General features: G+C 39.9%; 1 protein-coding gene and 1 pseudogene. Both read left to right on the top strand.

Translation table 11 applies throughout. From position 1 onward, the window contains the following. Window positions 1-232: pseudogene (locus tag JCM15124_RS16885) on the top strand (hypothetical protein); the annotation flags it as partial. Further along, entirely contained in the window at window positions 222-596 is a 375-nt protein-coding gene (locus tag JCM15124_RS14635) for a DUF6630 family protein (RefSeq protein WP_051527388.1), read from the top strand. The pseudogene JCM15124_RS16885 and the gene JCM15124_RS14635, both read left to right, overlap by 11 nt. Window positions 597-847 lie beyond the last annotated feature (251 nt).

The raw sequence follows: 847 nt of genomic DNA, 5'->3' as shown, positions 1-847 counted from the left end.
CATCTGTCTGCTTGGAGCCTTGCTATTCGGTATCCCAATATTCATAGGTTGGTTTTCGAAGTCAAATAGTATTAAAGCGGACAAGCCTTCTGTTCCAAGGCTGCCACTTCCTGCTACGAAAGAAGAATTAATAAAATTAGCAAAGCATATTACAGGAGAGAACAAAGAGATAATGGAGGTTGTTCTTCGGTGTTTAGAGAATCCAAAAGACCTTCTGTCAGATGGAAATTAAAGCTGTCCCGGAACAATTATACGATTATCAAGACTTGTTATTCGATTGGCATGAAGAAAAAGAAGATAACGATACTAACCTACAAGGCATAGTTATGCTCTTTGCGATTGGCAATGCCAACTTTATTGCCAGTTTCGATTGGAAAGATGATTTGGAGACATTCCTGTGGAAAATGCGCAATCTACGATGCCTGCAACAGCACCATCTTCCCATTGATGATTCTTCTTTGCCAGCCGATGGCGACATTCCACAATGGTGCCTTCTGCTTAACGAACAGTGGAAGTCCATCGGCTTTCAAATCGTATTCATCGATACTGACAGCGATGAATATTGGGTAGCGATCGTACCTATTGACACTGATTAGCCTTGTATCTGCTTTATTTTCTTAACTCTTATCTCCGGTATTTCCAAAGACTTCCCATACGAAACCTCACCGTTACTGTGTGGATACGATATGAACTTGACCTTTGTACCTACAGCAAAAATCGCATTGAACATCGGAGGAACTTTCAATGCGATTTTAAATTTTACAAGAACTCTGTGAAGAATAACCCAAGTGTCAGCATAGGCATCAATTGCTTTTATTCTGTTCTATAATGCATTTTCTCTACAAAC

This window comes from Prevotella falsenii DSM 22864 = JCM 15124 (assembly GCF_000613945.1).
GTDB lineage: Bacteria > Bacteroidota > Bacteroidia > Bacteroidales > Bacteroidaceae > Prevotella > Prevotella falsenii.
Note: the sequence above shows the minus strand (reverse complement) of the source record. Positions and strands in the feature narration are given on the sequence as shown.